Origin of the sequence: Celeribacter halophilus, from assembly GCF_018860305.1 — a bacterium.
In the GTDB taxonomy this organism is placed as follows: domain Bacteria; phylum Pseudomonadota; class Alphaproteobacteria; order Rhodobacterales; family Rhodobacteraceae; genus Celeribacter; species Celeribacter halophilus_A.
This window is the reverse complement of record NZ_JAHKPE010000021.1, coordinates 190,449-215,022: the sequence shown is the minus strand read 5'-3', so window position 1 is coordinate 215,022 and position 24,574 is coordinate 190,449. Positions and strand designations below refer to the sequence as shown.

Genomic DNA, 24,574 nt, shown 5'->3' with positions numbered 1-24,574 from the left:
GCAGGTGGCGATTAGACCCCCGCCCCCTCTTCCACCTTCAAATCCAGCGCAGCACTGACGAGCGCGCGGGTGTAGGGTTCTTTCGGCGCATTGAAAATCTCTTCGGCCGAACCCGCCTCGACCACATCCCCGCGCTTCATCACAAGCACCTTGTGAGACAGCGCCCGCACCACGCGCAGGTCATGGGAGATGAAGAGATAGGCGAGCTTGTGGCTCACCTGAAGACGGCGCAACAGTTCCACAATTTGCACCTGAACCGTCATATCGAGCGCCGATGTCGGCTCATCCAGCACCAACAGGCGCGGGCGCAGAATCATGGCACGCGCAATAGCAATCCTCTGTCGCTGACCGCCGGAAAACTCATGTGGATACCGGTGGCGCGTCTCTGAATCGAGACCAACCTCGCGCATAATGTCGATCACAGCCTGCTCTTTCGAGGCATAGCCCTCCACGTGATGCACACCCAGACCCTCGGCTATGATCTGCTCCACCGTCATACGGGGCGACAAAGAGCCATAGGGATCCTGAAACACGATCTGCATATCCGCCCGCATCGCGCGCAACTGACGATTGGACCAGCCCTGAATGTCTTTGCCCAACACCACCACAGGCCCTTGCGACGAAATCAGCCGCATCATGGCCAGCGCAAGCGTGGTTTTTCCCGAGCCGGATTCCCCGACGATGCCAATGGTCTCTCCCTCGCGCACCGAAAGTGTCGCGGCATTCACGGCCTTCACATGGCCCACAGTTTTGCGCAGGAAACCGCGCTGGATCGGGAACCAGATACGCAAATCCTTGGTCTCGGCCACGACCTCTGCGCCTTCAGGCACGGGGGCAGGCTGACCGGTGGCCTCAGCGGCCAGAAGCATTTGCGTGTAAGGGTGCTGCGGACTGTCGAAAATTTCCGCCGTCACGCCGGTCTCGACGATTTCACCATCCTTCATCACACAGACCCGATCCGCGATTTTGCGCACGATGTTGAGATCGTGGGTGATGAAGAGCATGGACATGCCCAGTTCGCTTTTCAGATCACGCAAGAGTTCGAGAATCTGCGCTTGAATGGTCACATCAAGCGCCGTGGTCGGCTCGTCCGCGATCAACAGGTCGGGCCGGTTCGCAAGCGCCATAGCAATCATGATCCGCTGCCGCTGCCCGCCAGAGAGCTGGTGCGGGTAATCTTTAAGGCGGCTTTCCGGTTCATGGATACCGACCTGAGTGAGCAGTTCGATCACCCGCTGGCGAGCAGGCTCTCCGGTCATTCCGTGGTGGATCAGCAAAACCTCGGACAACTGCTTTTCCAGCGTATGCAGCGGGTTGAGCGAGGTCATCGGCTCTTGGAAAATAAAGCTGATGTCATTGCCCCTGAGCTTGCGTAGAGCTTTCTCGGAAGCCCCCACAAGCTCTTGGCCCTGATAGGTGATCGAGCCGGTGGTCACGGAAGTGTCCGGCAAGAGGTTCACACAGGACAGCGCGGTCACGGATTTGCCGGAGCCGGATTCACCCACAAGCGCCACGGTTTCGCCCTTCTCGATGGAAAAGCTCACGCCTTTCACCGCCTCGACAGTCTGACCGTCCTGCTGGAATCCCACACGCAGGTCTTTATATTCCAAAAGGCTCATCGAAAGGTTTTCCTTGGATCAAACGCATCCCGCACGCCTTCGAAAATGAAGACCAGAAGCGAGAGCATGATGGCATAGGTGAAGAAGGCAGTGAAACCGAGCCACGGGGCCTGAAGGTTCTGTTTGGCCTGTAGAGTCAACTCGCCCAGAGAGGGGTAAGAGCTTGGCAAGCCGAACCCCAGAAAGTCCAGCGCGGCCAGCGTGCCGATATTTCCCGTCACGATGAAAGGCAGCATAGTCAGCGTCGCAACCATCGCATTGGGCAGCATGTGGCGGAACATGATGGTCCAGCTTCCAACCCCCAAAGCTCGCGCCGCACGAATATATTCGAAATTCCGCGCCCGCAGGAATTCGGCACGCACCACCCCGACCAGAGCGGTCCAGCCGAACAGAATAGTGACAAAGACCAAGAGCCAGAAACTTCGCCCCAGAATGGCAAAGAGAATGATGATCACATAGAGCGAGGGCATCGCCCCCCAGATTTCCAGCACACGTTGGAAAATCAAATCCGTGCGGCCACCGAAAAAGCCCTGAATGGCGCCTGCAACAACCCCGACGAGAGACGACGCGACGGAGACCACAAGTGTGAAAAAGATCGACAGGCGGAAGCCATAGATCACCCGCGCGACCACATCGCGCTTGGTGTCATCCGTGCCCAGCCAGTTCTGCGAAGTGGGCGGTGATGGCGCGGCTCCCGGTCCCTCGACTTGGGTGTTGAAGGAATAGCGAATGGGCGGCCAGAGCATCCAGCCTTTCTCGATCTTCTCGCCATTGATCTCGCCGTCTTGCGCGTCTTCGATATAGCCTTCGGGATCGTCGAAACAGTCCACCAGACCACCCGTTTCGATGAGACATTGCACTTCGGGATAGCGGTAAACGGCTTCCGTCCTGAAATCACCGCCAAACTCCGTCTCGGGATAGAATTTGAAGATCGGCGTGTAGTAGCTGCCGCGATATTGCACGAGGATCGGTTTGTCATTCGCCAGAAACTCGGCAAAGAGCGAGAGGCCGAACAGGATCGAGAAGATAATCAGCGACCAATAGGAGCGCCGGTTCGATTTGAAATTCCGCCAGCGTCGGCGGTTGAGTTCGGACAGTCTCATGTATCCCTCCGCTCAAAGTCGATACGCGGATCCACGAAGACATACATCAGGTCCGAAAGGATGCCGATGAGCAAACCGATGAGACCGAAAAAGAACAACGTCCCGAAGATCACCGGATAGTCGCGGGCGAGTGCGGCCTCATATCCCATGCGGCCCAAGCCATCCAAAGAGAACAGCGTTTCAATAATCACCGAACCGCCGAAAAAGACCCCGAGGAACAGTCCCGGAAAGCCTGCGATCACGATCATCATCGCATTGCGGAACACATGACCATAGAGAACACGGCTTTCGGGCAGCCCCTTGGCCTTGGCCGTCACCACATATTGTTTGCGGATTTCGTCGAGAAAAGAGTTCTTCGTCAAAAGCGTTAGTGTTGCGAAAGACGAGATCACAGAAGCCACCACAGGCAGGGTGATATGCCAGAAATAGTCCCCGATCTTGCCCAGAAGCGACAACTCGTCCCAGTTGGGTGAGGTCAGGCCACGCAGCGGGAAAATCTGCCAATAAGAGCCCCCAGCAAAGAGCACCAAAAGCATGATTGCGAACAGGAATCCGGGAATCGCATAGGCTGCGATGATGATGCCGGAGGTCCATGTGTCGAATTGCGATCCGTCCTTCACCGCCTTGCGGATGCCAAGCGGAATGGACACGAGATAGGAAATCAGCGTCGCCCAAAGCCCCAGAGACACCGATACCGGCAGCTTGTCCCAGACGAGATCCAGCACTTTCTCCGATTTGAAATAGCTCTCGCCAAAGTCAAAACGCATATAGTTCCACATCATCGACAGGAATCGCTCCAGAGGCGGCTTGTCGAGACCGAACTGTTTCTCCAGATCCTCGATAAACTCGGGCGGTAAACCGCGCGCGCCGGCGTATTCGCTTTGATAGGCCGTGCTCTCCAGATCTTTCGCACCGATGGCATCACCCTGCCCGCCTGTAATCGATTCGAAGACATCGCCCTCGCCTTGCAAATTGGCGAGCACCTGTTCAATCGGACCACCGGGCACGAATTGTGTCAGCGCGAAATTGACCACCATAATCCCGATCAATGTCGGAATGATCAGCAGCAAACGCCGTAGAATATAGGCTCCCATAAACCGTCCTTACCGGATTGTTATCTCTGCTTCGGTCTTTCCGGACCCTCTTACTTCAATGCACCCTCTGCACGCAATTCGGCTTCGCGATCCGCGTTCGCCCACCAGAAGTCTAGATAGCCAAGGGCCAGAGGTGGCATTTTATCTTCGGACGGGTGTTCATACATGTCGTAATACGCCACCCAGTAGCTGTCGTTCATATGCGCGGGCACGATGAAATAATCATAACGCATGATCCGGTCTGCCGCGCGCACCATAGCGGCCATGTCTTCGTAGCTGTCCGCCTTCAGGATTTCCGCGCCGATATGTTCGATAGCGGGGTTACAATATCCTGCGGGATTGAAAATATCGCCCACTTCCTCGCAGCCGTATTTTTGCAGGAAGCCTGACCCTTCTTCGAACCCGTTGTTATACCCGTCATAGATCATATCATAGTCGAAGCTCTGCTTGCGGGCCTGATACTGGTTCGGATCAATCCGGTTGTAAGTCGCATCCACGCCCAGCGCGTTCAGGTTTTCGACATAGGGCTTGATGATCCGGTCCCAAGAAGGGTTGTAATGCAGGATTTCGACGGAGAGCACCTCTCCCTCAGCATTGCGCATCTTGCCATCATCTCCGGGCGTGTAGCCCGCCTGCTCCAACAGGGCCATCGCCTTGCGCATGTTGCGCCGGTCCAAAGACCGCTCACCAGAGGTATGGGGCAAGAGTGCCTCTTCAGTGAAAATCTCTTCGGGCAGATCGTCTTTCACCTCTTCGAGAATCTCAAGCTCCTTGCCTTCGGGCAATCCCGTTGCCATCAGCTCCGGCGACTGCCAGAAGCTTTCGCGTTGTGAAAACAGCCCGTATTGCAGCGTGTCATTGGTCCATGTGAAATTATACATCATCCCAAGCGCAAGACGCACATTGCGGTCCTGAAACTTGTCGCGCCGCAGGTTGAAGAGAAAGCCCGATGCCCCCGGAATATTCCCGTTGTGCAGGCTCTCCTTTTTCACCCAGCCCTTTTCCAGAGCGGGGAAATCATATCCTGTGGCCCAGTTCAGAGACGAGAACTCCTGACGGAAGGTAATTTCTCCGGCTTTGAACGCCTCAAAGGCCGCGATGGTATCCCCGAAATAGACCACCCGGATGGTGTCGAAATTGTATTGCCCCACATTGAACGGGTGATCCGCCCCCCAATAATCAGGGTTGCGTTTGTATTCGACCCACTGGCCCGCATCATAGGCCGTCAACATATAGGGCGCGGTCCCCGGCGGGGTTTCGTAGCGTTTTTCATCCAGACGCGCGCCGGTTTCGTCGAACCATGCCTTCTTCATGACGATTGTCGCTCCGGCCTGACCGATCAGACCACTGCGCGGGATGTCCGGCTGGAACGTAAATTTCACCGTATGCGCGTCCAGCGCCTCAACCGATTTGATCATAGCAGACACGCCTGCGCGCCATGACGGTGTTCCTTCGGCGATGAATTTATTGTGGGTAAAAACGACGTCTTCGGCGGTCATCGGTGTGCCGTCGGAGAAGGTGACATCATCACGCAGGTGGAAAATCACCCAGTCCTTGCTCTCCGGATATTCAATTGTTTCGCATAACAGGCAATAACTCACCGCCTTATATTCATCCGCAGTCGAGGTCATAAGGCGTTCATACATGGACGATGACAAGGCCGCGGGTGTTCCCGACAGGGTGGAAAACGGGTTCAGACTGTCAAATGTCCCGACCATACCGATAGAAATCTCGCCGCCTTTCGGAGCGTCCGGATTCACATACTCAAGATGATCGAAGGGTTCGGCATATTTCGCTTCGTTCCAGTCGGAATACCACGTCGAGGTGATGATCTCCGGCTCTTGTGCCCATGCGCCTCCCGACAAAAGGCCAAGCGTTGCCAAAACAGGTGCAAAGACGCGGGCGAAAGGGCGTTGGATCATATTCATGTCTCCGGTAACCGAGGCGATTGGTCAGTTTCTACTTGGGGTGACGGTAATGTGCCACAGCCTCAAGATGCAAGTTACATACGCTCGAATTTCCGTGATCTCGGGGCTGTGCACAAACAAAACCCCCACCGGTGCGGCCGATGGGGGTCTCGTCAAGTCTATGTGTTGGCCGTTCAGCCGGAGATCGACTGGAGATAGGCCACCAGATTTGCACGATCTTCAATTTTCTTCAGACCGGCAAAGGACATTTTGTTGCCGGGAATCGCATCTTTCGGGCTGGTCAGATAGACGTTCAGAGCCTCTGCATCCCAAGCACCGCCATGCGAAGACATCGCATCAGAATAAGCAAAGCCATCGACCGAAGCCAGTTCGCGCCCGAACACACCATCGAGATGCGGTCCAGTGCTATTGGAACCATCAACTTTGTGACAGGCTCTGCACTTGCCAAAGACTTTCTCGCCTTTTCCGGCGTCGGCGGATGCCAGAAGTTCCTCGAAACTCACTTCGACCACCTCTTCTTCCACAACCTCTTCATCGCCCGTGGCGATAACGTAGGCTTGGACGTGTTCGCCGTCGTGTCCGGTGGCGTCCATGGCGTAGATAGAGGAAGCGGCCCAATTGCCAAGCAGGAAGATCAAGAATGTGCCGCAGATGCCGCCCACAATCTTGGTAAGGGTCATAGTGTTGAACATATTACGTTCCGTTCATATAGGTTCGTCGAGCGATATCTACCCGCTTCCCATGCTTCATTTCAAGGTATAAGACCAAAGCTTGGACAAGTTAGCGCAGTACAAACGAACAAAAAGGGGTCGAAAATGACCGGTCGCATCGCATTTCAGGGAGAACCGGGGTCTTATTCCCATCAAGCCTGCACCGAGGCGCGCCCGGATTTTGATCCCCTTCCATGCCCGTCTTTCGAAGATGCGATGGAGGCGGTGCGCTCCGGCACGGCCGATCTCGGCATGATCGCCGTCGAAAATTCCACCTACGGACGCGTGCAGGATGTCTATCACCTACTGCCGGATTCAGGGCTTCATATCATCGACGAAACCTTTGTTCGGGTGCATGTGAATCTGTTGGGTCTACCCGGCACCAAAACATCCGACATCAAGACCGTCCGCGCCATGTCTGTCCTCTTGGGGCAAGCGCGCGGGTTCTTGCGCGACCATGATCTGGCCACCGCAAACTGGTCCGACAACGCCGCCGCCGCCCGCTCCGTTAAGGAGGCGGGAGACCCAAGCATCGGTGCCTTTGCCTCCGAACTGGCTGGCGAAATTTTCGGCCTTGATGTGCTTGAACGCCACATCGAAGATCACAAGCTGAACACAACGCGCTTTCTGATCATGGCCCGCGAGCCCGATTATACGCGCCGCGCCGACAAGATGGTCACGGCCTTCATGTTCCGCGTCCGCAACATTCCCGCCGCGCTTTATAAAGCAATGGGCGGTTTCGCCACCAATGGCGTCAACATGACCAAGCTGGAAAGCTACATGGTGGACGGCGGTTTCACGGCAACACAGTTCTATGCCGATATCGAAGGCCATCCGGAGGACGAAAATGTCCGCCTCGCCCTTGATGAATTGGGATATTTCACCGAAATGGTGGAAATTCTCGGTGTCTATCCAGCCGACCCGCGACGGGCCTGAACCAAGCGATTGACAGGCGCGGTGCGTTCAGCCCCTCTGCGCCCCTTGGTATTGCTCCGACAGGTTTTGGCAGTAAGTCTTCACCCGCTTCTCGAACCGTTTCTGCAATGTCGATTTTGCAAATTTCACCGACTGCACGAGAATACGCGCCGACAAGGTCGTCGGACGCACATCATAGCCAAAGGTTACCCGTGTGCGTTGCGCAGACAAGGGCACAAGCTCGGTCGTGATCTCCATATTGAGACCGCCGGATTTAGCCATTGCCATCAGGGCATTCGGCGCATCAAACTCGGTGATTTCCGCATCCAGATCACGCAGCTTGCCCCGAAACGGGACTTTGAGTGTCCAGCCAGCGCCCACACCACGGGGCTGCGTCGGAGACTTGCGGGAAAAATCAATCCCGCGCCGCATGGCCTGACGCTCCAACCCCTCGAAATCCGTGATGTGACCGAAGACAAAATCTGCGGGCGCTTCAATATCTTGACGGGTCGAAAATTTCATACCTGATTACCTGTTAGCTTCCCCAATGTATTTATTCCTTTATTCCCAAGAATCCGCAAGCCACTTGGACATGAGAACCTGTGCAATTGCGCCTTTTCTTGGCGGGGAAATCTCGGGATGCTGATCGGCCATGGCGCAGGCCAACTCCTCGCGCCGGACCCAGCGGGCATCCTCGATCTCGACGGGATCAACGGTGATCTCCGTGCTCTCAGCTATCGCCCGACAGCCCAGCATTAGCGATGCCGGAAAGGGCCAGGGCTGGCTTGTGACATAATCCACCTGCCCCACACGCACGCCCGCCTCTTCGAAAACCTCACGCCGGACGGCGGCTTCGATCGGCTCTCCCGGTTCTACAAACCCCGCAAGCAAAGAATACATCCGGTCCGGCCAAGCGGGATTGCGGCCCAGCAAAACAGAATTGCCGTGAGTGACCAACATGATCACCACCGGATCAGTGCGCGGATAATGGGAGGCAGAACAGGACGGGCAATCCCTTTGCCATCCGCCCTGAGACATCTCCGTGCGCGCACCACATGCGGCACAAAACCCATGTGTGCGGTGCCACTCGAACAAGCCTCTGGCGGTTCCTGCAATCTCTGCCTCCAGAGACGTCAACTCCGTCATCACAACCCGCAGATCGTAAAACGTAATATCCGGCAGTTCAGCACATTCCACGCTCACATGCGACCACGGCGAAGCCTCTACGTGCTCCGATTTGGTCTCTTCGGCGTCCAACTCGCTGACATCTCGCGAGAAGACTGACTGCCCACTTGGCAAAACTCCAAGAAACAGATCATGCCCCTCGATTTCGGGAAATGCGTCTTGAGTCAGAAACGCAAGTTCGCCCGCAGCATCCAAAGGCACCCGCCCACGCCAGTAAGGCACGAACACGGCATCTTCCCGCCCACTCAAATCCGCTGCATCTAATCTCAGATGCGCGGCCCTGTTCAACTCTCCGCCCGCAAGCGGCACCAAATTCTGTTTCATGGCCTCGCCATATGCCCCGTTTCCCTTGCAAACCACGCCGCTCTTCATGCCAACGCCCCGGACGCCGCCGCCCTGTTGCCATTTTGCGACAAGGAAACGTCCCGAACCACAGGCACATAGCGCCTCGAAAGACAGCCCGAACAGAATGTGATGACTGTTTTTGCTTGATAATTTCAGCCCTGTCACATCTTTTTCTTGTGATGATCCTATGGCCGTATCACACTGTTTCCGAAATCGATGTTTCCAAGCAAGGAGAAGCCCGATGGACCACCCGAACACCCATATTCATCGCCGAGACTTTCTATCCGGCACAATTGCAGGATCTGCCTTGCTCGCACTTCATCCCTTCTCTGCGCGCGCCAATGCCAACCAAGCCCATTTGCGGATCATGGAAACCACGGACCTGCACGTCCATGTGTTCCCTTATGATTACTACGCAGACAAGCCGGTGGACACGGTTGGCCTCGCTCGCACCGCAGCGCATATCAATGACGTGCGCGCCGAAGCCACCAACACGATGCTGTTGGACAATGGCGACTTTTTGCAAGGCAACCCGATGGGCGATTACATCGCCTATGAGCGCGGCATGAAGGAAGGCGATATGCATCCGGTCATCACCGCCATGAATACGCTGGGATTTGACGCTTCGACCCTTGGCAATCACGAATTCAACTACGGCATCGACTTTTTGATGAAGACGCTGGCGGGTGCGAATTATCCGGTGATTTCGGCCAATGTCGTCAAGGAAATGGGCGCGACGCCGCGCGAGGACACAACACTGGTTCCGCCCTATATCATCCTTGACCGCGAGATCACCGATGGCGCGGGCGAGACCCATCAGATCAAGGTCGGCCTGATCGGCTTTGTTCCGCCACAAATCATGATGTGGGACCGCAAGAACCTTGAGGGCATGGTGGACGCCCGCGACATCGTGGAAACCGCCCGCGCCTATGTGCCCGAGATAAAAGAGAAAGGCGCGGATATCATCATCGCGCTGAATCACTCCGGCATTGCCTCCGCCGACCACACGGAAGGCATGGAGAACGCTTCGGTTCCGCTGGCTGAAGTAGAGGGGATCGACGCGCTTTTGACCGGCCACTCGCACCTCGTCTTTCCGTCACCGACCTTTGACGGCTTTACAGCGGTTGATAGCGAGAAGGGTCTCATCCACGGCAAACCGGCGGTCATGGGCGGTTATTGGGGCTCGCATTTGGGGGTCATGGACCTGATGCTCGAATATGAAGGCGGCGAATGGCGTGTCGTCACCAGTTCCGTCGAAACCCGCCCGATCTACCAGCGCAACGAAGACCGTTCGATCACGCCTCTGGTGGAAAGCGTCGAGCCTGTGATGAACTCGGTGCAGGACATTCACGACCAGACGCTGCAATATGTCCGCCGCGCAGTCGGCAAGACAACAGCACCGCTACACTCCTATTTCGCGCTGGTGGCCGACGATCCCTCGGTTCAGATCGTGTCCAACGCCCAGCTTTGGTATATCTCAGAAATGATGAAAGGCACCGAACATGAGGGGCTGCCGATCCTCTCTGCCGCTGCCCCGTTCAAAGCAGGTGGTCGTGGCGGGCCGGAGTATTACACGGACGTTGCGCCCGGTGATGTGGCAATCAAGAACGTAGCCGATCTCTATCTCTACCCGAATACGATCCGCGCCGTGCGCATCAACGGGGCGCAGCTCAAAGGCTGGCTGGAACGCTCCGCCGGCATGTTCAATCATGTTGAGAAAGGGGCGAAAGATGAGCTCCTGCTCAACCCGACATTCGCGTCCTACAATTTCGACGTGATCGACGGGGTGAACTATCAGATCGACATCTCCCAACCTTCGCGTTTCGATTCAGACGGCGAGCTTTTGAATCCGGACGCCTCCCGCATCACCAACCTCACATTCAACGGCGCGCCCGTCACGGATGACATGGAATTCATTGTTGCAACCAATAACTACCGCGCAGGGGGCGGCGGGACTTTCCCCGGCGCAGATGGATCCACTGTCATTTTTGAAGGGCCGGACACCAACCGCGACATCATCGTGCGCTATATCGTCGAACAAGGCACAGTGAATCCGACGGCAGATAACAACTGGTCGCTGGCCCCGCTCGGCGACACCACGGTTCTGTTCGAGACCGGACCCGCAGCGCGTGCGCATCTGGCCGATCTCGAAGGGCTGACCATAGAGGATGCGGGCGAAGGTTCTGACGGATTCGCGCAATTCCGCATTTCGCTTTGAACCAACACTGATTTGTGAAAGCGGCCACCCTGCGGTGGTCGCTTTTTTTGTTTACCAAATGGGCAAAAACGCATTCGTGTGCCCGTTTTTTGTGCGATTGCCGAAATTGTATACACAATTGTGAACTCGAAACTCGCCGTAGGACGTCTCAGGGGGCATGCTTTTCAGGAACGATACAGGGGAGTTTCATGTTCAACAAATCCATCACCACTATGGCCGCCATCGCGCTCAGCGCGACCGCCGCCTATGCCGAGACCGCGATGCCTTTCGCTCTCGACTGGAAATTCGAGGGCCCCGCTGCCCCCTATTTCACAGCCGTAGAAAAAGGCTATTTCGCCGATCAAGACCTCGACGTGGAAATCTCCGCGGGCCAAGGTTCGCTCGACGCCATCCCGAAAGTCGCCACCGGCGCTTTCCCTGTCGGCTTTGCAGACATCAACAGCCTTGTGAAATTCCTCGACCAAAACCCCGGCGCACCCGTCACGGCGGTCATGATGATCTATGATGCACCGGCTTTCGCCATTGTTGGCCGCAAGTCTCTGGGTGTCGAAGCGCCCAAAGATCTTGAAGGCAAAGTTCTGGGCGCACCGCCGCCCGATGGCGCATGGGCGCAATTCCCGATCTTTGCCGCCGAGAACGACCTCGACATGGACAAGATCACCGTGGAGCCGGTCGGCTTCCCGACCCGTGAGCCGATGCTGGCCGAAGGCAAAGTGGATGCTGTGACAGGCTATAACTTTTCCTCGTTCCTGAACCTTGTACGCCTTGGTGTGCCCGAAGATGACATTTCCACCATCATGATGTCGGATTACGGTGTGGATCTTTACGGTAATGCGATCATCGTCAACACCGACTTTGCTGCCGAAAACCCCGAAGCTGTAACCGGTTTTCTGACTGCCGTTGCGGCCGGTTGGAAAGATGCAGTCGCAGACCCTGCCGCTGCAGCGGAAACGCTGGTGAAATACAATCCGGCGTCCGATCTGGCTCTGGAGACCCGTCGCCTTGAACTGGCCATCGAAGGCAATGTTCTCACAAATTATGTTGCAGAGAACGGTCTGGGCGGCATCGACGAAGAACGCCTCGCGGCCTCTCTCGAACAGCTCAAACTGGTCTATGAATTCAAGGCCGAGCCGGATGCGAGCCTGTATTTCACCGAAGAATACCTGCCTGCCGCTGACGCGCGCATGCTGAAGTAATCTCGGAGCGAGTATTTGGCGGGCGCGGGTCTTTCGGCTCGCGCCCGTTTTTGTGCGGGCAAAAGGTGATACATGACCAATCTCATAGACATCAAAGGCGTCACTCACGCCTATCAAACCGAAAACGGCCCCCTGCCCGTTCTCGACGATCTCAATATCTCTGTGCCTGAAGGCGATTTTTGCGCCGTGGTCGGTCCGTCCGGCTGCGGGAAATCCACGCTCACGCGGCTCATCGCAGGACTGATGAAACCCGATCAGGGCGAAGTCTGGCTACACGGGGAAAAAGTCACCTCACCACGCGCGACCGTGGGCATGGCATTCCAAAACCCCGTTCTGCTCGAATGGCGCACGATTTTGCAAAATGTTCTGCTGCCGCTCGAAATCGTGCCGAACAAGATGACCAAAGCCCAGAAAGAGGAACGCGGACGGGAATTGCTGACATTGGTCGGCCTCGAAGGGTTCGAAGACAAGCGCCCCTCGGAATTGTCCGGAGGTATGCGACAACGCGCCTCGCTCTGTCGTTCGATCGTCCACAAGCCCGATGTGCTGATCATGGACGAACCTTTCGGCGCTCTTGATGCCTTCACCCGCGAAGACCTCTGGCAAACCATGCACCGGCTGCGTGCGGAAGAACCTTTCACCGGCGTGCTCATCACCCATGACCTGCGCGAAAGCGTCTATCTTGCCGATGAGGTGGTTGTGCTTTCGGGCCGCCCCGCGACCACACAGCATGTCGAAAACGTGAAACTCGGCGGGCGCACCGACCTCGAAGTGATCTACACCACAGAGGCCACCGACATCCTGCACCGCCTGCGCCACCAGATCGAGATCGCCCAAGGCCGCGCCAAAAGTGAGGAGGCTGCGTGATGAAACATTGGAAGCAAATCGCCACTCCGACCCTTGCCATCGTGCTATTCATCGCGTTCTGGGAGTTCATCGTCTGGGTGAACCAATGGCCGAATTACAAAATGGCCTCGCCCTCTGATCTGATCCCCGCCTATGCGAAATACTGGAATCTGTTTCTGATCTACGGCTGGCAAACACTGTGGCGCACGGTCGTTGGCCTGTTGGTCGCAGTCGTTTTCGGCACGCTGATCGGCATGATCATGGGCTTTTCACGCACCATGCGCGATGCGCTCTACCCACTTCTGGTCGGCTTCAATGCCATTCCGAAAGCCACGGTTGTCCCCGTGCTCGCGCTGATCCTGATCGGGCATCATGATCTCAACACCGTGCTGATCGCGTTCATGATCTCCTTTTTCCCGATCTCGGTCGCGGTTTCCATCGGGCTGTCGACACTGGAGCCGGAGTATCGTGACATTTTGCGCGCTCTGGGGGCATCGAAATGGACAATTTTCTGGAAAATCGCCCTACCCAAGACGCTGCCGGAATTTTTCGGCGCGCTCAAAGTCGCGGTTACGTTGGCCTTTATCGGCACAAACCTGATGGAGATCGTAGAGCCGCACGGCAAGGGGCTGGGGCATCTGTTCGACAGCGGCAAGATCAACGCGGACTACCCGCTGATGTTCGCCGTATTGATCGCTTTGGCCTTCCTCGGCATCCTGCTTTACTACATCGTCGTAGGGCTTGAGAAAATCTTTGCCGGATGGGCGGAAAGACCGCAAAGCTGAGAGGATATGCGCAAGAGTTCACAAGCTCTTGCGAATCCGCGTTGTCATCACTATGTAACGCCTTGAGAGGTTGGCGCGGGCGAGCGCCTCGCCAACCCGGTCAGGTCCGGAAGGAAGCAGCCGTAACGAGCCCCGCTTGGGTCGTTGTCCAGCCTCTCACCCTTTCTCCCAAAGATGCAACAGGTGCGAAACAACGTGCCATGCCCACTTGTTCTTGGCCGGATACGCGGCAATATAGGCAAAACCCTCTGACAGCGTGGCACAATGCATCCGACCCTTTCCGATCTGGGCTGGTCCCAATTCTTTACCGACCAACTCGATAGCAACGAAATCGAGACCCTGACGCCTGTGCGCCTCTCCGGAGTGCGCCGCCGCTCTGTTGTGGCGCTGACGGCCGATCTTCGTCGTAAAGAGATTGCATTAACCGGTGATCATGTCGCCACCGACATGGCGGTTGGAGATTTTGCCCTCACCGATGGCGAACGTCTCATTCGTGTGCTTGACCGCAAAACCGTGATCTCGCGCAAAGCCGCCGGTCTTGCAGCACAGGCCCAGTTGATTGCGGCCAATATCGATACGCTCATCATCACCACCTCATGCAATCAGGACTTCAACGACGCACGCCTTGAGCGCTACCTCGCCATTGCCATCGAGGCAGAGACTACCCCCGTGATTGCCATCACCAAAGCCGACAAACCCGAAGGACTTACAGCAGAGGCCTATGCAGAGCGCGCAAAGGCGCTCTATGACGGAGCCGATGTGTTGTTGATCAACGCCAAGTCTCCGGACGACATCGCCCGTCTCGAAGGCTATTGCGGCACAGGTCAGACGATTGCACTGGTTGGCTCCTCCGGTGTGGGGAAATCCACCATTGCCCGCGGATTGACGGGCGAGGACATCGCGGTTGGGGACATTCGCGATGATGATGCGAAAGGCCGCCACACCACCACGGCACGCTCCATGCACCGGATGCATGCGGGCGGATGGCTGATCGACACACCGGGAATGCGGGAACTGGCGCTGCATGACGCCTCCGAGGGCATCGCGACGCTGTTCGAGGACATCACCGACCTCGCCGCCCAGTGCAAATTCTCCGACTGCCAACACCGCACCGAACCCGGCTGCGCCGTCCAGCGTGCGGTCGAAGCCGGAACACTCGACCCCGAACGCCTCGAACGATGGCGCAAACTCGTGGACGAGGACACCCATAATTCCGAAACCATTGCGGATGCACGCGAACGGGGTCGGAAATTTTCCAAAATGGTCAAATCCACCCTGAAGGCAAAAAAGGCCCGTCGCGGAGAATAACCAGTCGCACAGCGCCACAACCGCCAGATGCAAATTCGGTCAATTCAGGTTGCGGGGACACGCCCCCGCCCTTACCTTAGCCGCAACAACGATAGCCTTTCGCGGCAGACTTGAAACAAGAGCTGCCTGTAAGAGGTTGTCCACATCAATACGTCGCACGGCGTTTTCCGGAACTCTGCACGTCAGATTCTTTGCAAAACGCTTCAAGGAGGCTCGCGCATGACCGACACAAATACCGGCTACAAGGTGCTGGCGCGCAAATACCGTCCGGAGACCTTTGCCGATCTGATCGGTCAGGACGCCATGGTGCGCACGCTCAAAAATGCCTTTGCGGCGGACCGCATTGCGCAGGCCTTTATCATGACCGGTATCCGCGGCACCGGCAAAACCACCACTGCACGGATCATCGCCAAGGGCATGAACTGTATCGGGCCAGACGGAAACAGCGGTCCGACAACAGAACCCTGTGGTCAATGCGAACATTGCGTGGCGATTTCCGAGGGCCGCCATGTCGATGTGATGGAAATGGACGCCGCATCGCGCACAGGTGTGAACGACATCCGCGAGATTATCGATTCTGTGCATTATCGCGCCGCCTCAGCGCGCTATAAAATCTACATCATCGACGAGGTACACATGCTCTCCACGAGTGCGTTCAACGCGCTCCTGAAGACCCTTGAGGAACCGCCCGCTCACGTCAAATTCATCTTTGCGACCACAGAAATCCGCAAGGTTCCGGTCACGGTTCTCTCCCGCTGCCAGCGCTTTGATCTGCGTCGGATCGAACCGGAAGTGATGATGAACCACCTCGCCTCGATTGCCGAGAAAGAAGGCTCGAAAGTGGCGCAAGACGCCTTTGCGCTCATTACACGGGCCGCCGAAGGCTCCGTACGGGACGCGCTTTCGCTTCTGGATCAGGCGATTTCCCACGGCGCAGGCGAGACCACAGTCGATCAGGTCCGCGCCATGCTGGGTCTGGCCGACAGGGGCCGCGTTCTCGACCTGTTCGACATGATTATGATGGGCGATGCCGCCAGTGCGCTTGAAGAACTGGGTGGACAATATGCTGACGGAGCTGATCCGCTCGCCGTGCTGCGCGATCTGGCAGAGATCACCCACTGGGTCTCGGTCATCAAGATCACGCCCAATGCCGCCGATGATCCGACGATTGGTCCCGATGAACGTGCCCGCGGCTTGACCATGGCGGAGAAACTGCCGATGCGGGTGCTCTCGCGCATGTGGCAGATGCTTCTGAAAGCCATCGAAGAGGTCGCCGCCGCGCCCAACGCCATGATGGCCTCCGAAATGGCAATCATCCGCCTGACCCATGTGGCCGATCTCCCGATGCCCGAAGATCTCGTGCGCAAGCTCAACGAACAAAACCCGCCACCGCGTCCGCCTTCCAGTCCTGCTGGCGGTGGAGCCCCTGCTGGCGGAAGCTCTGTGAATGCGCAAGGCAGCACGAGTGCTCCACGCGGTCCGGTGCATGGTCCGACCATGTCCTCCGGCGCCGCCACCGCCACAGCACAAGCACCCGACCTTGCCTTGGCGCGCTACACCAGCTTTCAATCTCTTGTCGATCTCGTGGGCGAACACCGCGACATGAAACTCAAAATCGACATGGAAACCCATATGCGGATCGCCAATTACCGTCCGGGGTTTATCGAATTCGAACCGGCGGGAGATGCGCCTTCCGACCTCGCGCAGCGCCTGCAAAGCCGCCTCTTTGCCTTTACCGGCCAGCGTTGGGGCGTGACCATAGCCAAAGCGCCGGAAGGCACAGAAACCATCCGCGAGGTCGCAGATGCCGAACGCCTTGCTCTCGAAGAAGAGGCCAAGCAGCATCCGGCAATTGCGAAAGTGTTCGAGCTTTTCCCCGACGCGAAAATCACTGATATACGCACACCGGAACAGATTGCCTCCGAAGCCGCCAGCGAAGCGCTTCAGGAGGTTGAGGATGAATGGGACCCGTTCGAAGAGTGAACGCCCACAAGACAGATGCAGGAGCATGAACATGTTTAAAGGCCTTGGCGGTCTCGGCGATATGGCCGGGATGATGAAAAAAGCGCAGCAAATGCAAAAGGATATGGCAGAGCTGCAAGAGAAACTCGACTCGGTGGAAGTGGTCGGGGAAAGCGGTGCGGGCCTTGTCAAAGCGACAGCCACGGCCAAGGGCAAGCTGACTGCGCTCGACATCGACCCGTCGATTTTCCATCCGGACGAGAAGGAAGTGGTCGAGGATCTGATCCTCGCCGCGATCAAGGACGCACAAGCCAAAGCGGCCGAAAAGTCCGAAGAAGAAATGAAATCCCTGACCGAGGGTCTCGGCCTTCCGGCTGATTTCAAAATGCCGTTCTGACCAGCCCGTGAGTGGTCGGCAGGACATAGAAGATCTGATTGATCTGATGGCGCGTTTGCCGGGGCTTGGCCCGCGGTCGGCGCGCCGTGCTGTCTTGCACCTCATCCAGAAACGCGGACGCCTGATGCAGCCTCTTGCCCAAGCCATGCAGCAAGTCGCCGACAGCGCCCGCGAATGTGTCCATTGCGGCAATATCGGCACTGCCGACCTGTGTGATATTTGCACCGACGACCGCCGTGCAAATGGCGAAATTTGTGTGGTTGAAGACGTCTCCGACCTCTGGGCGATGGAGCGCTCCGGCGTGTTCAAAGGGCGGTATCATGTGCTGGGCGGTACGCTTTCCGCGCTGGATGCAATCGGCCCGGAAGACCTTCGCATTCCCCTTCTGGTGCAACGCGTAGCAGAGGAAAACATCGGCGAAGTCATCCTCGCGCTAGGCGCGACCGTCGATGGCCAAACCACCGCGCATTATATTGCCGATGAACTCGCCGGACGATGTTCGGTTACCTCTTTGGCGCAGGGCGTGCCTGTGGGGGGCGAGTTGGATTATCTTGACGACGGCACAATCACCGCCGCCCTCACCGCCCGCAAGAGCCTCTCATAGAAAAAGCCCGGAACTTGCGCTCCGGGCCATCTGATTTGACTGTGACCGAGATTACTCGTCGTCTTCGTCGCTATTGTCCGGCAAGTTGAAGAAGCTGTCCGCGTCGGGCACCTTGTCTTCTTTTTCCTCATCATCACGCGACAGAGAGAAGCCTTCCAGCCCGGAAATCGCGGTCGGGATTCTGGGTTCCGCCTCGGCAGACAGGGAATCTTCGGTGGACAGAAGTTTGCGACGCTCGTCATCTGTCATATTCGCTTCGCGGTTTTTCGCGGCTTTCTGCACGGCTGCGTCCAATTCGGACTGCTTACACAGGCCCAGCGCCACCGGATCGATCGGCTGCATATTGGCGATATTCCAGTGCGTGCGCTCGCGAATCGACTGGATCGTCGGCTTGGTGGTGCCCACCAGTTTCGCAATTTGACCATCAGACAGTTCAGGGTGGAACTTCACCAGCCAGAGAATCGAATTCGGGCGATCCTGACGCTTGGACAAAGGCGTATAACGCGGGCCACGACGCTTTTCTTCGCCCTGAGCCGCTGCGTTGAACTTCAGCTTCAGCTTGTGCATCGGGTTTTCTTCGCCAGCCTTGATTTCCTCGGCCGTAAGCTGGTTATTGGCAACCGGGTCGAAACCACGCACACCGCCCGCGACATCCCCGTCGGCGATGCCCTGAACTTCGAGTTCATGAAGACCACAGAAATCGGCGATCTGTTTGAAGCTCAGCGTGGTATTGTCGACCAGCCAAACAGCGGTGGCCTTTGCCATAATCGGTTTTGCCATGGGTCACACTCCTTAAAAATGCGGCTCTCCCCGGATACACCTTCTCCGTCGCCTGAAAGGGCTTTCCCCGGCTGGGGACGGTTCTCGTTGTCGGGGAACTTGGGCGCTGTATAGTGCGGATCGCAATCGGAGGAAAGAGAAAATGCGTCAATGGATCGTGACCACGCTGATCGGGCTGAACCTGATCTGGAGCACCCCGGGCTTTGCCGATGGCGAAAAGGCGGGGGATTTCGACTATTATGTGCTGGCGCTCTCATGGTCCCCCACATGGTGCGCTCTTGAAGGCAACGCCCGCAATTCCCCGCAATGCGATCAGGATTTCGGCTGGGTGCTCCACGGGCTCTGGCCACAATACGAAAGCGGCTGGCCCTCCTATTGCAACACCACGGCGCATGACCCGTCGAAACGCGAAACCACTCGTATGGCCGACATCATGGGCACATCCGGAGCCGCTTGGTATCAGTGGAAAAAGCACGGACGCTGCTCCGGCCTGTCACCGGACGATTTCTTCGCCCTCTCCCGTCAAGCCTATGACAGCATCACCCGACCCGAGGTTTTCCGCAAGCTTGACCAAGACGTAAAACTGCCCGCCTCTGTTGTCGAGGATGCCTTTCTCAAAGACAACCCCGCGCTTGAGGCCAATGAGATCACCGTAACCTGCGAAAGCCACCGCATCCAAGAGGTCCGCATCTGCCTCACGCGTGATCTGGAGCCGCGCATATGCGGAACAGATGTAATCCGCGACTGTTCGCTCGACGATGCGCTTTTCGAAGCCATTGATTGAGTATTTTAACCATCAGAAAACCGCCCCCCTGCTTTCTGATGGCCCAAATACTCACATTTCCAGCACGATCTTACCGATATGCGCACCGCTTTCCATGTGCGCGTGCGCCTGCGCCGCATCTTCCAGAGCATAGGTGCTATCCAACACCGGCCCGACCTGCCCCGCTTCGATGAGAGGCCAGACCTTCGTCAAGAGTGCCCGACCGATCCCAGCTTTGACTTCATCCGATTGCGGACGCAATGTCGATCCGGTGAGTGTCAGGCGCCGCAGCATGATCTGCGCGAAATTCACCTCGGCTTTCGAGCCTTGCAAAAACGCGATATTTACAAGGCGTCCTTCCATAGCGAGTGCTTTGATATTTCGCGGGATATAACTTCCGCCCACCATATCCAGAATAAGGTTCATCCCACCTTCTGACTTTGCCACCTCGACGAAATCTTCCTCGCGGTAATTGATCGCCCGCTCTGCTCCAAGCCCTGTGCAGGCCTTGCATTTCTCATCAGATCCCGCCGTCGCGAACACTCGTGCGCCAAAGGCGCGCGCCAGTTGGATCGCCGTTGTGCCAATACCCGAGGAACCGCCATGCACGAGAAAACGCTCCCCCGCCTGCAAACCGCCACGCATAAAAACGTTCGACCAGACTGTGAAGAACGTCTCCGGCAGACAGGCAGCCTCTTTCATGGACATTCCTTTCGGCACAGGCAATGCGTGAGCCGCAGGGCAAGCGACATATTCCGCATAGCCGCCACCAGGCAGCAATGCACAGACCTGATCCCCGACATTCCAATCGCTCACGGCAGCCCCCACGGCCACAACCTCTCCTGTGCCCTCAAGGCCAGGCAGGTCGGACGCCCCCGGCGGCGGATTATAGAGGCCCGCCCGTTGCAGCGCATCAGGCCGATTCACACCGGCATAGGCCAGTTTGATCACAATCTCGTCGGCGCTAGGATGCGGGACAGGACGGGTGCAAGTCGTGAGCACATCGGGGCCGCCCGCCTTGGAAATTTCAACGGCACGCATGGTTTCCGGCAAACTCATTGGACAGTCTCCCCTTCTGTTGTCTCCGTTCCGGGCACATCCGCCCGCCTTGCCCCAGCGGGCGCTTTCACCAAAGACAATGCCGCGTTCGGCAGCGCGAAGAACGTAGAGAGAACCTTGTTCTCCCGCACGGTTGCCTTGGCTTTCTCGATCTGCATCACATCGTCGATCCGGCGATCAAGGAAGTCCTTGGTATCCACGAAACCTTCGCTGTCATCTCCAAGCCAGAAAAGCACAGTAGAGGCAAAGACCCCCGCCAGTGTCGCACGTTTCGTATACCAGTTCACATCGTCCGAACGGTCCCCAAGCGCATTCCAGATGGCATCTGCGGTTTCCCAGACCAGACGCGTACCCTCGGGCGCATAGATCGGCAAGGAGAAGAGTGACATGCCGCGCCGCACCGCTTCGCGATCAACCGCCTGAAGACGCAGCCAGACCGCGTAGGCAATGCGGTCACGAAAACGCATACCGGACAGATCCGCCGCCTCAAGTGCCTTGACCATCTCGCGGTCGCCACGTTTGTGAAAGGCAGCTGCCAAATCAACGGACCCACGCGGGGCAGCCACTTTGGCCAAGGCTTCGGACACACCCGAATCAGCCACCGCCGCTTTGAAAGTCTCAGGCCCCCATCCGTCGAAAACCACATGGATCAGTGCCGCATCCAGCAGTTTTTCACGGGTTGGATCGGGATAAGCGGTGGTTGGCATGTCTTAGTCCTCCTTCAGAGTCTTGCGCATAGTAGACAAGCTAGAGTGACTTTGCTATACGGCCAATTCCTGCAATTCATGCAAATCTAACTTAGGAAGGTGGTGACACCACATGCAGGTTAGCGTTCGTGATAACAACGTCGATCAGGCACTCCGTGCTCTGAAGAAAAAACTTCAACGTGAAGGCGTTTTTCGTGAAATGAAGCTCAAGCAACATTTCGAAAAGCCGTCCGTGAAGAAAGCGCGCGAGAAGGCCGAGGCCATCCGCCGTGCCCGCAAGCTGGCTCGTAAAAAAGCCCAGCGCGAAGGGATGCTTTAAGTTCGACGTTTCGAACGGTCCCACATGACTTCGCGTGATGTGAGACATATAAAAATACAACCCCCGGAAGCGAAAGCTCCGGGGGTTAGTTTTTGTCATCTACGTCTTTGTGCCAACGTGTTTCACGGGAAACCTGAGACACAGATTTTCGCGAAACGCGCGACGACCAAGTAGCCTACTCAGCCTTTGCGTGCGGGCTTTGCATCGCCGCCACGCACGGGCGTTTTGGCACCTTTGCGATGGGGCTTTTTGCCGCCCGGTTTGGAGCGGTCGAATTTCGGCTTTTCAAACTTGGCCTTCGGCTTTCCGGCAGTAGCCTCACGCGGCTTGCGCGGTTTGGCTGCGGAATGGGTGGCCTCGTCGCGTTCTTTGCGCGGCTTTTTCTCATAGGGTTTCTTGGGGCGGTCCTGACCGTCCAGAAACTCCTTGGAAGACGTGTTGCCACGCGGCTTGTCGAACCGTTTCTTCGGCCCGCCTTTTCCCGGTCGCCCCGCAGGGTTGCGGTGTTGCGAAAACTCCGGCGCACCCGCGAGCGGCTTGACCGTGATCTCACCTTCGAGTTGCGCTTTCGGCCCAATATGGTCGAGGAAGCCGGCCAAAGCGGACTCTTTCAACTCCACATAGGTCTCGTTGTCTTCCATACGGATCTTGCCGATCTGGGTCTTTTCCAGATTGCCAGCACGACACAAAAGCGGCAGCAGCCAACGCGGCTCTGCTCTCTGGGTGCGTCCCACCGACAGGGAAATCCATGCCGAAGGACCGAATTCTGCGCGCGGGTCTTGCGGGCGTTTTGCCGTATGGACATTCAACTCTTCAGGCGCGGACAGACCTGCGCGATAGAGACGCAAGCAAGCGACAGCAACCTGTTCGGGGCTGTAACGCTCCAGCAATTTCGCAGCAAAAGCCGTGTCGGAGTCACTCAACTCCTCTGCCCAAGCCGCATCTTCCATGATCCGGCTTTCGTCGAGCGCAAGGATGTCTTCCGCCGTCGGCGCATGTTTCCACTCAGCGTCAATTTTCGCCCATTTCAACAGGCGCGCGGCTTTCTTTGCCACGTTATCCGGTGCGATGAGGACCGAGGTGCCTTTGCGTCCGGCACGACCTGTCCGACCCGAACGGTGCAAAAGCCCCTCGGTATTGGTCGGCAAATCGGCATGGATCACCAGTTCCAGATTGGGCAAGTCAATCCCGCGTGCCGCCACATCGGTGGCCACACAGACACGAGCCCGACCGTCGCGCAGCGCTTGAAGCGCATGGGAGCGCTCGTCCTGAGACAGTTCGCCCGACAGACTCACCACAGAGAAGCCGCGGTTGGCAAACCGTGCTGTCAGACGCGCCACTGCGGCGCGCGTGTTTGCAAACACGATCGAGGTCTGGCTGTCGTGAAACCGCAGCAGGTTGATGATCGCATGTTCGGAATCACGCGGCGCACACTGGATGACCTCGTAAGAGATATCCGCGTGCTGGCTCTTTTCCGAAACCGTTGCGACACGCACAGCATCACGTTGATAGGTCTTGGCGATATGGCTGATGGATTTGGATACGGTTGCCGAGAACAGCAGCGTGCGACGATCTTCGGGCGCTTCGCCTAACATGAACTCAAGGTCTTCGCGAAAGCCGAGATCAAGCATCTCGTCGGCCTCATCGAGAACAATGGCGCGAATGCTCGACAAATCCAGCGCACCGCGCGTGATATGATCGCGCAAACGTCCGGGCGTGCCCACAACGATATGCGCGCCACGTTCCAAAGCCCGACGCTCGGTTCGTGCATCCATACCGCCGATACAGGTCGCTACCCGCGCACCGGTTTTGGCATAAAGCCACATCAATTCACGGCTGACCTGCATCGCAAGCTCGCGGGTCGGTGCCACAACAAGCGCCAAGGGGCTACCTGCGTGGTCAAAGCGTTCGGCTTCCCCCAAAAGCGTTGGCGCAATGGCGAGACCAAAGCCCACGGTCTTGCCGGACCCCGTCTGGGCAGAAACCAGCAAATCGGCCTGAGCAAGCTCGGGTGCGGTGACGGCCGTTTGAACGTCGGTCAGAGTGTCATAGCCACGCTCGGCAAGCGCGTCGGATAGGGGGGTCAGCATAAAGGGAATTCCGTTAGGGCGCCTAAATTCAGGCGCAAGATAGCACTGTCTAACGGATTTTGCGACGAGAGTCCACAGCATACAAATCGACATGCCCGACAATCTGCCGAACACGTGAAGGCTCACGCCAGAATAAAACTCCGAAATGCGCCGATCCAGCATTCAGACCGAACATTCAGGTTCATAAGACAAAGGTTAACGCACGGAAAGGCGCGCTGTGCAATACCGTTCAGGCCTCGACCGCCTCAAACTCCGCCCATTCCTCATCCGTAAACACCCGCGCTCTGGACAGAAAACAGGTGCCGCGTCCGGTGTCCAAAGAGAATCCCGCACCATTGCCCGGCCCGGCATCCAGAATCATCTGGCTATGTTTCCATATCTCGAACAGGCTCTCGGAGATCCACACGGGCGCCCCCTCGACCTCACCAAGCTTTATATCGCGGGCCCCGATTATATAGTCACCCTCTTTGAAGCACATGGGCGAAGAGCCATCACAACAGCCCCCCGATTGCACGAACATCACGGGGCCATGTTCGGCAACAATATCTGCAAGAAGGGCACGGGCGGCGTCAGTCATCGTCACACGATCAATAGGCATTCTATCCTGCTTTCGGAAAAAAAGCGGGGCATACACGCAACTC

The 24,574-nt window shown here is 57.2% G+C and carries 23 protein-coding genes and 1 other RNA gene; 12 read left to right on the top strand and 12 right to left on the bottom strand.

Translation table 11 applies throughout. The annotated features are described in order from the left end of the window. Window positions 1–11: 11 nt before the first annotated feature. From KO492_RS08535 to KO492_RS08515, 5 genes are all read right to left on the bottom strand, one after another. The gene (locus KO492_RS08535; RefSeq protein WP_216044561.1) at window positions 12–1,619 is read right to left on the bottom strand and encodes an ABC transporter ATP-binding protein; all 1,608 of its coding nucleotides are present in this window, start codon (window positions 1,617–1,619) and stop codon (window positions 12–14) included. Further along, window positions 1,616–2,722 carry an ABC transporter permease gene (locus tag KO492_RS08530; protein WP_216044560.1) on the bottom strand — a complete coding sequence of 369 codons (1,107 nt, stop codon included), beginning with the start codon at window positions 2,720–2,722 and terminating at the stop codon, window positions 1,616–1,618. The genes KO492_RS08535 and KO492_RS08530 overlap by 4 nt, the downstream gene beginning before the upstream one ends. Beyond that, window positions 2,719–3,816 carry a microcin C ABC transporter permease YejB gene (locus tag KO492_RS08525; protein WP_216044559.1) on the bottom strand — a complete coding sequence of 366 codons (1,098 nt, stop codon included), beginning with the start codon at window positions 3,814–3,816 and terminating at the stop codon, window positions 2,719–2,721. The genes KO492_RS08530 and KO492_RS08525 overlap by 4 nt, the downstream gene beginning before the upstream one ends. Before the next feature lie 50 nt (window positions 3,817–3,866). Next, complete coding sequence (locus KO492_RS08520; RefSeq protein ID WP_216044558.1) at window positions 3,867–5,738, bottom strand: extracellular solute-binding protein; 1,872 nt, start codon at window positions 5,736–5,738, stop codon at window positions 3,867–3,869. Between the two features lie 179 nt (window positions 5,739–5,917). Then, complete coding sequence (locus KO492_RS08515) at window positions 5,918–6,436, bottom strand: c-type cytochrome (RefSeq protein WP_216044557.1); 519 nt, start codon at window positions 6,434–6,436, stop codon at window positions 5,918–5,920. A 123-nt stretch (window positions 6,437–6,559) separates the two neighbouring features. Between KO492_RS08515 and KO492_RS08510 the strand changes: the two genes are divergently transcribed. Further along, on the top strand, window positions 6,560–7,390 hold the full coding sequence (locus tag KO492_RS08510) for a prephenate dehydratase (protein WP_216044556.1): 831 nt from the start codon (window positions 6,560–6,562) through the stop codon (window positions 7,388–7,390). 27 nt (window positions 7,391–7,417) lie between these two features. Here KO492_RS08510 and KO492_RS08505 read toward each other — a convergent pair whose 3' ends face one another. Both KO492_RS08505 and nudC read right to left on the bottom strand, forming a co-directional pair. Further along, the gene (locus KO492_RS08505; protein WP_216044555.1) at window positions 7,418–7,891 is read right to left on the bottom strand and encodes an SRPBCC family protein; all 474 of its coding nucleotides are present in this window, start codon (window positions 7,889–7,891) and stop codon (window positions 7,418–7,420) included. 39 nt (window positions 7,892–7,930) lie between these two features. Then, a complete protein-coding gene (nudC, locus tag KO492_RS08500) occupies window positions 7,931–8,878 on the bottom strand; it encodes an NAD(+) diphosphatase (protein WP_216044554.1) in 948 nt (315 codons plus the stop codon). Between the two features lie 262 nt (window positions 8,879–9,140). On the opposite strand from nudC, the gene KO492_RS08495 reads away from it, so the two are divergent. From KO492_RS08495 to recR, 9 genes are all read left to right on the top strand, one after another. Continuing rightward, a complete protein-coding gene (locus KO492_RS08495; RefSeq protein ID WP_216044553.1) occupies window positions 9,141–11,117 on the top strand; it encodes a bifunctional 2',3'-cyclic-nucleotide 2'-phosphodiesterase/3'-nucleotidase in 1,977 nt (658 codons plus the stop codon). A 188-nt stretch (window positions 11,118–11,305) separates the two neighbouring features. Beyond that, entirely contained in the window at window positions 11,306–12,313 is a 1,008-nt protein-coding gene (locus tag KO492_RS08490; RefSeq protein ID WP_216044552.1) for an ABC transporter substrate-binding protein, read from the top strand. A gap of 72 nt (window positions 12,314–12,385) precedes the next feature. Next, complete coding sequence (locus KO492_RS08485) at window positions 12,386–13,180, top strand: ABC transporter ATP-binding protein (protein WP_216044551.1); 795 nt, start codon at window positions 12,386–12,388, stop codon at window positions 13,178–13,180. Next, complete coding sequence (locus KO492_RS08480) at window positions 13,180–13,944, top strand: ABC transporter permease (protein ID WP_216044550.1); 765 nt, start codon at window positions 13,180–13,182, stop codon at window positions 13,942–13,944. Before KO492_RS08485 ends, KO492_RS08480 begins: the two co-directional genes overlap by 1 nt. Before the next feature lie 64 nt (window positions 13,945–14,008). After that, window positions 14,009–14,105: signal recognition particle sRNA small type (ffs, locus tag KO492_RS08475), an RNA gene on the top strand. 103 nt (window positions 14,106–14,208) lie between these two features. After that, a complete protein-coding gene (gene rsgA / locus KO492_RS08470; RefSeq protein WP_216044549.1) occupies window positions 14,209–15,252 on the top strand; it encodes a ribosome small subunit-dependent GTPase A in 1,044 nt (347 codons plus the stop codon). Window positions 15,253–15,471: 219 nt separating this feature from the next. Next, complete coding sequence (locus KO492_RS08465) at window positions 15,472–17,235, top strand: DNA polymerase III subunit gamma/tau (RefSeq protein WP_216044548.1); 1,764 nt, start codon at window positions 15,472–15,474, stop codon at window positions 17,233–17,235. A 31-nt stretch (window positions 17,236–17,266) separates the two neighbouring features. Continuing rightward, entirely contained in the window at window positions 17,267–17,611 is a 345-nt protein-coding gene (locus KO492_RS08460) for a YbaB/EbfC family nucleoid-associated protein (protein ID WP_066602450.1), read from the top strand. 7 nt (window positions 17,612–17,618) lie between these two features. Then, the gene (gene recR / locus KO492_RS08455) at window positions 17,619–18,215 is read left to right on the top strand and encodes a recombination mediator RecR (protein ID WP_216044547.1); all 597 of its coding nucleotides are present in this window, start codon (window positions 17,619–17,621) and stop codon (window positions 18,213–18,215) included. A gap of 51 nt (window positions 18,216–18,266) precedes the next feature. Here recR and KO492_RS08450 read toward each other — a convergent pair whose 3' ends face one another. Then, window positions 18,267–18,995, bottom strand: coding sequence for a DUF1013 domain-containing protein (locus KO492_RS08450; RefSeq protein WP_216044546.1), 729 nt, complete (start codon window positions 18,993–18,995; stop codon window positions 18,267–18,269). Window positions 18,996–19,137: 142 nt separating this feature from the next. Here KO492_RS08450 and KO492_RS08445 point away from each other — a divergent pair, with 142 nt between their 5' ends. Next, window positions 19,138–19,779, top strand: coding sequence for a ribonuclease T2 family protein (locus KO492_RS08445; protein ID WP_216044545.1), 642 nt, complete (start codon window positions 19,138–19,140; stop codon window positions 19,777–19,779). Between the two features lie 51 nt (window positions 19,780–19,830). Here the strand turns inward: KO492_RS08445 and KO492_RS08440 are convergent, their stop codons facing one another. Both KO492_RS08440 and KO492_RS08435 read right to left on the bottom strand, forming a co-directional pair. Then, on the bottom strand, window positions 19,831–20,811 hold the full coding sequence (locus tag KO492_RS08440) for an NAD(P)H-quinone oxidoreductase (RefSeq protein ID WP_216044614.1): 981 nt from the start codon (window positions 20,809–20,811) through the stop codon (window positions 19,831–19,833). A gap of 2 nt (window positions 20,812–20,813) precedes the next feature. Then, window positions 20,814–21,524 carry a COQ9 family protein gene (locus KO492_RS08435; RefSeq protein WP_216044544.1) on the bottom strand — a complete coding sequence of 237 codons (711 nt, stop codon included), beginning with the start codon at window positions 21,522–21,524 and terminating at the stop codon, window positions 20,814–20,816. 112 nt (window positions 21,525–21,636) lie between these two features. Between KO492_RS08435 and rpsU the strand changes: the two genes are divergently transcribed. Further along, entirely contained in the window at window positions 21,637–21,843 is a 207-nt protein-coding gene (gene rpsU / locus KO492_RS08430; protein ID WP_066602373.1) for a 30S ribosomal protein S21, read from the top strand. Window positions 21,844–22,022: 179 nt separating this feature from the next. Here rpsU and KO492_RS08425 read toward each other — a convergent pair whose 3' ends face one another. Further along, window positions 22,023–23,933 (bottom strand): DEAD/DEAH box helicase, encoded by a 1,911-nt coding sequence (locus KO492_RS08425; protein WP_216044543.1) that lies wholly within the window; start codon window positions 23,931–23,933, stop codon window positions 22,023–22,025. A 229-nt stretch (window positions 23,934–24,162) separates the two neighbouring features. After that, entirely contained in the window at window positions 24,163–24,531 is a 369-nt protein-coding gene (locus KO492_RS08420; protein WP_216044542.1) for a DUF779 domain-containing protein, read from the bottom strand. Between the last annotated feature and the right edge of the window lie 43 nt (window positions 24,532–24,574).